Raw genomic sequence first — 7501 nt, 5'->3', positions numbered from 1 at the left:
TCTTTTTTCGAAACTTTTTTTCGTCCCGTATGTTTGCAATATATATAGTCCCTTATTTCAAACCAACCTTCACCTTTTATCCCCCTCTTTTTTCCTTCCGTCGTTACCTCCGTAGCGGGTTGCAAAGGTAGAAAACTTTTCCGCTTTCCAAAAACTTTTTTTAAAGTTTTTTAAGGTTTCTCCTAAGTCGCTGTAAGCCAGCATCCCCAATCCAAATCCCCCCTTTCAATACTCCCAGCCAACTTTCGCCAACCAAACGCCTCCTCCGAAGCGGGTTGCAAAAGTAGCAATATTATCCGAAAACACAAACCCATAACAACTATTATCTCCAATGATAAAGGTAAGTGCATGAATGTCAGGATGAAAAAATTCAAAACAGTCTTTTCCAATCTGACAGACAATGGAAAAAATGTTGAATGCAACGATCTAAACATGCCGTCCTAGCGAACTCGAGTAAACCTTGGAACTGTTCTTCTTATCTATAAATACTAATTTTTAGTATGGTATATAAATACTACAAACTACATTATATTAACTATTAATAATATATAAGGACCAAACCTATATAGGGCGGCAGCAAAATGATGATGTAATCATTGGTCGTAGCGAGACGCTACGACTAGATGGATTTTATATATACTGATTTTTAGTGTAGGATGAAAAAATTAAAAATAGGCTTTCCAATCTGACAGACAATGGAAAAAATGCTGAATACAATGATCTGAATATGCCGCTCTAGTGAATTCGAGTAACCTTGGAACTGTTCTTCTTATTTATATATACTGATTTTTAGTATAGTATATATATAGGTATATACAACGAACTACATTATATTAAGTATTATAATATATAGAAGGACCAAACCTATATAGGGCGGCAGCAAAATGATGATGTAATCATTGGTCGTAGTGAGACGCTACGACTAGATGGATTTTCATATGCTTGAACTCTGGTTGTAGCGTCTCGCTACGACCCCTAATTCTTTATTAACCTATTCATTTATTAAGAGATTTACGGGCAGAAGCTTTTAGTTGATTGAGAGTTGACTTCTATTTTCTTAAGCTAGTAGCGAAATTCAAACCTGTGTAAAAGGAAATCAGATCAACATATATTGCGAATATGGACATATATATGAATTAAAGGAAATTATAAAACCCTATAATGCCACCTTAAATAAAGAAGTATATATAGAAACTAATAGCATGCAAATGAAATATGCTTTAAAAGACACAATCTTCTGAAATTAAATAGATAAACCAGGATTGGTTATTAATGCTAATATTGATCACAATTAATAGCACCACTACTATTAGAGCCAATGAAAAGATGCCAAATGCTGTGACCCTACCAATAAAAATATCAAATAAAATGGTTATCCAAGCTAACTAAAATAGCCGTTTAACGTTCGTATGTTAAAAATTGTTAAGTGTTTGATAGGTTGAAAGGCTTTATTTAGCTTAGCGGACTATTATTTTTAATTGACGTTATCGTATTATTACCTTATCTTTGCACAATGTTTAAAATTAAACAACTACTTATTTTAAGTTTTACTATCATTTTATTAGGCACAGCTGGCTGTAAAAGCCGCTTTGAAAAACTACGCCTAAGTAATGATGTTGCCAAAAAATACCAAGAGGGTATTAGACTTTACAACAAAAAAGATTATTCTAAAGCTTTGATTTTATTTGAAGGTTTAGCACAAAAATATAGAGGTACTGCAGAAGCTGAGGATTTGAATTACTATTACGCCTTTACTCTTTATCGCTTGAAGGATTATACCACAGCACGTTACAAATTTAAAGAATTTGCTGATACCTACCCAGCGAGTAAAAATGCGGAGGAATGTCGTTATATGGGGGCTTATTGCTACTATTTAGATTCTCCAAAATCTTCTTTAGACCAAGAGAATACTTATAAAGCTATTGATGCTTTACAGTTGTTCATCAACTTGTATCCAAAGAGTGATCGTGCTACGCAAGCTGCACAATATATTGCAAACCTAAGAGGTAAGCTAGAAACTAAAGCATTTGATAATGCTAAATTATACTATGATTTAGGTGGTTACAGTATAGAAAATTATAAATCTGCAGTTGTTGCTTTAAAAAATGCTCAGATTGAATTTCCTGATATTAAATATGCTGAAGAAATGAATTTGCTAATTGTTAAATCGCAATTTATGTTTGCTAAAAACAGTTACCCAATTAGACAGGAAGAACGTTTTAAAGAAGCTATAACTTATTACGATGAATTTGTTGAAGCTTACCCTAACAGCAAGTTTGCTAAAGAGGCCAAACAATTGAAAGAAGATAGTGAGGCTGGCATTGTTAACGCTAAAAAAATTATTGCTGCCGAAAATGCAGAATACCAAAGATTACTTGCATTAGAAAAAAGAGGTGCAAAAAAAATAGATAGTACTAAAGTAGAGATTAAAAACCCGAAATAATGAATACACCAAAACCTGCAATACCAAATACTACGGTAACGAGAAATGTACACGATTTAGATGCAACTACTGATAATATTTATGAGTCTTTAGTAATCATTTCTAAAAGGGCTAATCAAATTTCAAATAACATGAAAGAAGAATTACACGGTAAACTAGCCGAGTTTGCTTCATCAAATGATAATTTGGAAGAAATTTTTGAGAACAGAGAGCAAATTGAAATTAGTAAGCACTACGAACGTATGCCTAAACCTAGTTTAATTGCTATTGATGAATTTCTAAATGGTAAAATTTACCACAGAAATCCATCAAAAGAACAAAAATAATTGATGCCATTGCTTATCTTGCACCTTAGAATTTATTAAGGTATCATGCTTAGCAACAAAAATATTATTCTTGGCGTTTGCGGCAGTATTGCAGCCTACAAATCGGCTTTATTGGTGAGATCACTTATCAAAGCTGGCGCAAACGTTAAGGTTATTCTTACGGCAGATGCGAGTAACTTCATTACTCCTCTTACACTTGCCACACTTTCCAAAAATCCTGTTTATACACAATATTTCGAAGCCGAAACTGGTGTATGGAGCAACCATGTAGAATTGGGCCTTTGGGCTGATTATATGGTTATCGCCCCTGCTAGTGCCAATACCATCGGTAAAATGGCAAATGGGTTATGCGATAATTTATTAACCGCCGTTTATTTATCCGCAAAATGCCCAGTATATATAGCTCCTGCAATGGATTTAGATATGTGGAAGCATGAGAGTACTCAAGAAAATATTGAACAGTTAAAAGGATTTGGCAATACTATTATTGCTCCTAACAAAGGTGAACTTGCCAGTGGTTTGTTTGGTGAAGGCAGAATGGCCGAACCTGACGAGATTGTTGCTTTTTTAAATCAAGAAATTAAAAAGAGCTTACCTCTACTTGGCAAAAAAGTTTTAGTAAGTGCTGGACCAACTTATGAAGCGATTGATCCCGTACGTTTTATTGGCAATCACTCTTCTGGAAAAATGGGTTTTGCAATAGCCAATGAAATGCTTGCATTAGGGGCTGATGTAACCTTAATTACAGGACCTACCACTGAAAAAGCAAGTTCTGCTTTAAACAGAATCGATGTTATTAGTGCAGCCGATATGTTAACTGCCTGCAATGCAAATTTTGAACAAAGCGATATCACCGTTATGAGTGCGGCTGTAGCAGATTATACACCTGTTGAAGTAGCGTATCATAAAATCAAAAAGAAAGATGATGGCCTTAGCATTAACCTCAAAAAAACTGTAGATATCTTAGCAGGCCTAGGAAAGGTTAAAAAAGAAGACCAAATTTTAGTAGGTTTTGCTTTAGAAACCGATCAAGAAGAAATGTATGCCAAAGATAAATTACATAAGAAAAATTTGGATCTCATTATTTTAAACTCTTTAAATGATAAAGGTGCCGGTTTTAAAACAGAAACCAATAAAATAACTATATTTAATAGGGCGCTAGTTAAAACAAGTTTCCAAACAAAATCTAAAAGAGAGGTAGCAAAAGACATTTGCGCTGAAATACTTAAGTTGGTTAACAAATGAAAAAAATAATAGGCATTACCCTTTCGCTACTAATGATTTTTGGTTTTGTAAATGCGCAAGAATTGAATTCTCGTGTGCAGGTATTAGCCCCAAATATCTCTAATATCAATAAGAAAAACTTAGAGCTTCTACAAAATACTATAAGAGATTTCCTTAACAATAATAAGTGGACCAATGAGACTTATATGCCACAGGAAAGAATTGAATGCAATTTTGTGATTACGCTTACCAAGTGGGACGGAAACGCTACCTATGCTGCTGAAGCTCAAATACAATCTAGCAGACCAGTTTATGGTAGTTCTTATTATAGTACTATATTAAATATGAGTGATAAAGATTTTGATTTCAATTACAATGATGGTCAATCTTTAGACTTTTCTGAACAAAATTTCATCTCTAATTTGAGTTCTCTTTTAGGGTATTATGCCTATACAATCATCGGCTTAGATAAAGATAGTTTTAGTAAACTTGGTGGCACTCCATTTTATACAAAAGCTCAAATGGTAATGAATATTGCACAAACTGGCAATAATAAGGGCTGGAAAGCTTATGATGGTTTACGTAATCGTTACTGGCTTAATGAGAACCTATTAAATAATGTTTTTAAAGAATTAAGAACATTCATCTATGATTATCATTTTAATGGTTTAGATAAACTTCAGGAGAATGTATCAATTGGTGCAAAAAACATTTTAGCGCTCTTACCTGGTTTACAAATAATGGACAAGCAAAAACTTGGTTCTATTTTTCCGAATGTATATTTCGCCAGTAAAGCCGATGAAATAACAAATGTTTTATCTACTATAGAATTACCTGATAGAATTAAAGCTTATAATCTGTTAAGCGATATCGATCCGGCAAATATTAATAAATACGAAGCTTTAAAAAAGTCCCGTTAAGCACACTCAGTGTATCTTTAAGAAAATAATTGTTAAATTTATGTTAAAATGTTTTGTTTATACGAATACATTCGTACATTTGAATACGAAATAATTCGTAGTGAAACAAAATGAGTAATACAAACATCAAACCAACAGAAGGCGAAATGGAAATCCTACAAGTACTTTGGGAAAAAGGAAACTGTACAGTTCGCGATGTTCATGAAGCTTTAAATAAAAAAGATGCTGGTTATACAACTAGCCTAAAGTTGATGCAGATTATGCATGAGAAAGGATTGGTAACTCGTGATACCAGTTCTAAAACACATATTTATAGAGCTTTGATTAATCAAGAGAAGACACAACAACAGTTGGTAAATAAAATGATAGATAATGTTTTTAATGGTTCTGCAGCTAGATTGGTAATGCAGGCTTTAGGAAACAAGACAGCAAGCCAAGAGGAGATAGATTTGATTAAACAGTATTTAGATAAACTTGAAAACAAATAAGTTATGGAAGCTATAGTTAATAATCTCATTAAAGCAATTGGTTGGAGCATTTTACATTCATTATGGCAAGGTGCGATCATTTATGCTATTTTATTCACCATCTTAATGGTGTGGCCTAAAATGAGTGCTAGATTAAAGCACAACTTAGCTTTTGGTTCATTATTCTTAATATTTAGTAGCTTTTGTTTTACTTTTTTTTCAATTTTTGAACTTCCAACAGCAAATAGCATTAAAAACATAGCCTTTAATCAACTAGCTTATCAAGATATATCACAATTTGCAAGTAGTTTTAATCTCAAAACAGAAGCATATTTTCCGGTAGTTGTAACTGTATATATAATTGGAATTGCTTTTCAAATGGTTGTTCTTTCGTCGGGATATATCAAGCTTAAAAAGCTTAAAAAATCAAATACAATTGCTATTCCCACATCCTGGAAAGTTATTTTCGAAATGACGCTTTTTCAACTCAAAATAAACAAAAAGGTTCAATTCTATTTGTCAGAAAAAGTGAATGTACCGTTGGTAATTGGCTTCTTTAAGCCAGTAGTATTATTTCCTTTCTCATTGGCGACACAATTAGATGCTAAACAAGTTGAAGCTATTTTAATTCATGAGTTATCACACATTAGACGAAATGATTACCTGATCAACCTTGTTAAAACCTTTATCGAAACACTATTATTTTTCAATCCATTTGTATGGTTAACCACTAAATTTATACATATAGAAAGAGAACATGCATGTGATGATTTGGTGATTAATGCTACTGGAACGCCCCTAACCTATGCTCATGCACTATTAAAATTAGAGTTACTAAAAGACAAACAGTCACCTGCATTATCGCTTGCTGCCACAGGCAAAAATCAACACTTATATCAACGCATAAAAAGAATCACAGATATGAAAACCAATTACATCAATGTTAAACAGCAGTTTTTTATCCTAACGTTAGCCATTGCAACAGTCGCATCATTGGCTTGGATAAACCCATCAAAAAAACAAGAAGTAAAAACAAAAGGAATAACTTCTTTAAAACTGATTAAGCCATCTATAATAGAAGATAAGGCACTGAATAAAAACCTAACCTTAAAAGCTGATACAGATACTACTAAAGTAAAACATAAAGCTAAAATCATAATTACAGATGATAAAGGAAATGTTAAAACGTATACTTCGGTAAAAGAAATGCCAGATAGTTTAAGAAAGAAAGTTGAAAGACAAATCTATCTTGGAGACTCAATTTCAGCTTATTATAATTCTCAAGTATTTAAAGCTAAGATTGCAGAAGTTCAAAAAAATGCATTAATGCTTTCTAAAAAATATGAATCTAAGGAATGGAAAGATCAAATGGCTAAAGTGCAAGAGAATGCGTTAGCTATTGCTAAGAAATACGACTCTAAAGAATGGAAAGATAATATGGCTAAAGTGCAAGAAAATGCATTAGCTATTGCTAAAAAATACGAGTCTAAGGAATGGAAAGACCAAATGGCTAAAGTACAAGAGAATGCATTGGCTATCGCTAAGAAATACGACTCTAAAGAATGGAAAGACAATATGGCTAAAGTGCAAGAAAATGCATTAGCCATTGCTAAAAAATACAATTCTAAAGAGTGGAAAGACAATATGGCTAAAGTTCAAAAAAATGCCGAAGAAATTCAAAAGAAATACAATTCTCCAGAATGGAAACAGAAAATGGAAGATTTAAAGAAACTTCAAGAATCACCGGAATATAAAGAACTAAGAAAGAAGTATGAAAGTGATTTAGAAGAATTGAAAAAGAAAAAAGGGATTAAAACAGATAAAGCTCTCCTTTTATTTAATGGAGACAATGTTGATAAAGTATTCTTACCCTTTACCGGAGACTTAAAAACTGCTTTTGCAGCTACATTACCTCTTAATTTTAAATCAGCAGACTTAGGATTTGAAACGCTGAATTTAAATTTTGAAACGCTAACTCCAATCAATTTAAAGCTGGCTACACCATTAACAACACCGCTAAAGGTTAAAGTTAATTAATAATAAACCACACAAATGATGTAGTAAGGGCAAGATAATTTCTTGCCCTTTTTTATTATTTAAATGCTATGGTTGTTGAAAGCT

At 32.6% G+C, this 7501-nt stretch carries 6 protein-coding genes; all 6 read left to right on the top strand.

Annotated elements, in window-relative coordinates; all coding sequences use genetic code 11:
- The first annotated feature begins 1513 nt into the window (after window positions 1-1513).
- The 6 genes from FA048_RS18635 to FA048_RS18610 all read left to right on the top strand — a co-directional run bounded on the left by FA048_RS18635 (window position 1514) and on the right by FA048_RS18610 (window position 7417).
- A complete protein-coding gene (locus FA048_RS18635; RefSeq protein WP_136843959.1) occupies window positions 1514-2443 on the top strand; it encodes an outer membrane protein assembly factor BamD in 930 nt (309 codons plus the stop codon).
- Window positions 2443-2769 carry a DNA-directed RNA polymerase subunit omega gene (locus FA048_RS18630; protein ID WP_136843957.1) on the top strand — a complete coding sequence of 109 codons (327 nt, stop codon included), beginning with the start codon at window positions 2443-2445 and terminating at the stop codon, window positions 2767-2769. Before FA048_RS18635 ends, FA048_RS18630 begins: the two co-directional genes overlap by 1 nt.
- Window positions 2770-2814: 45 nt before the next feature.
- Entirely contained in the window at window positions 2815-4014 is a 1200-nt protein-coding gene (coaBC, locus tag FA048_RS18625; protein WP_205943523.1) for a bifunctional phosphopantothenoylcysteine decarboxylase/phosphopantothenate--cysteine ligase CoaBC, read from the top strand.
- Window positions 4011-4913: a type IX secretion system protein PorD gene (porD, locus tag FA048_RS18620; RefSeq protein WP_136843952.1), complete on the top strand. Its 903-nt coding sequence runs from the start codon at window positions 4011-4013 to the stop codon at window positions 4911-4913. Before coaBC ends, porD begins: the two co-directional genes overlap by 4 nt.
- 110 nt (window positions 4914-5023) lie before the next feature.
- Entirely contained in the window at window positions 5024-5401 is a 378-nt protein-coding gene (locus FA048_RS18615; protein WP_136843950.1) for a BlaI/MecI/CopY family transcriptional regulator, read from the top strand.
- 3 nt (window positions 5402-5404) lie between these two features.
- Window positions 5405-7417: a M56 family metallopeptidase gene (locus FA048_RS18610; protein ID WP_136843948.1), complete on the top strand. Its 2013-nt coding sequence runs from the start codon at window positions 5405-5407 to the stop codon at window positions 7415-7417.
- Window positions 7418-7501: the final 84 nt, after the last annotated feature.

It is taken from the genome of Pedobacter polaris (genome assembly GCF_005116505.1).
In the GTDB taxonomy this organism is placed as follows: Bacteria; Bacteroidota; Bacteroidia; order Sphingobacteriales; family Sphingobacteriaceae; genus Pedobacter; species Pedobacter polaris.
The sequence above is the reverse complement of the archived record's forward strand: the minus strand, read 5'-3'. Positions and strand labels throughout refer to the sequence as shown.

Excerpts from the sequence above, each read along its gene's own strand:
- coaBC (WP_205943523.1), top strand. The coding sequence starts at position 2,815 with ATGCTTAGCAACAAAAATATTATTCTTGGCGTTTGCGGCAGTATTGCA.
- porD (WP_136843952.1), top strand. The coding sequence starts at position 4,011 with ATGAAAAAAATAATAGGCATTACCCTTTCGCTACTAATGATTTTTGGT.
- FA048_RS18630 (WP_136843957.1), top strand. The coding sequence starts at position 2,443 with ATGAATACACCAAAACCTGCAATACCAAATACTACGGTAACGAGAAAT.
- FA048_RS18635 (WP_136843959.1), top strand. The coding sequence starts at position 1,514 with ATGTTTAAAATTAAACAACTACTTATTTTAAGTTTTACTATCATTTTA.
- FA048_RS18615 (WP_136843950.1), top strand. The coding sequence starts at position 5,024 with ATGAGTAATACAAACATCAAACCAACAGAAGGCGAAATGGAAATCCTA.
- FA048_RS18610 (WP_136843948.1), top strand. The coding sequence starts at position 5,405 with ATGGAAGCTATAGTTAATAATCTCATTAAAGCAATTGGTTGGAGCATT.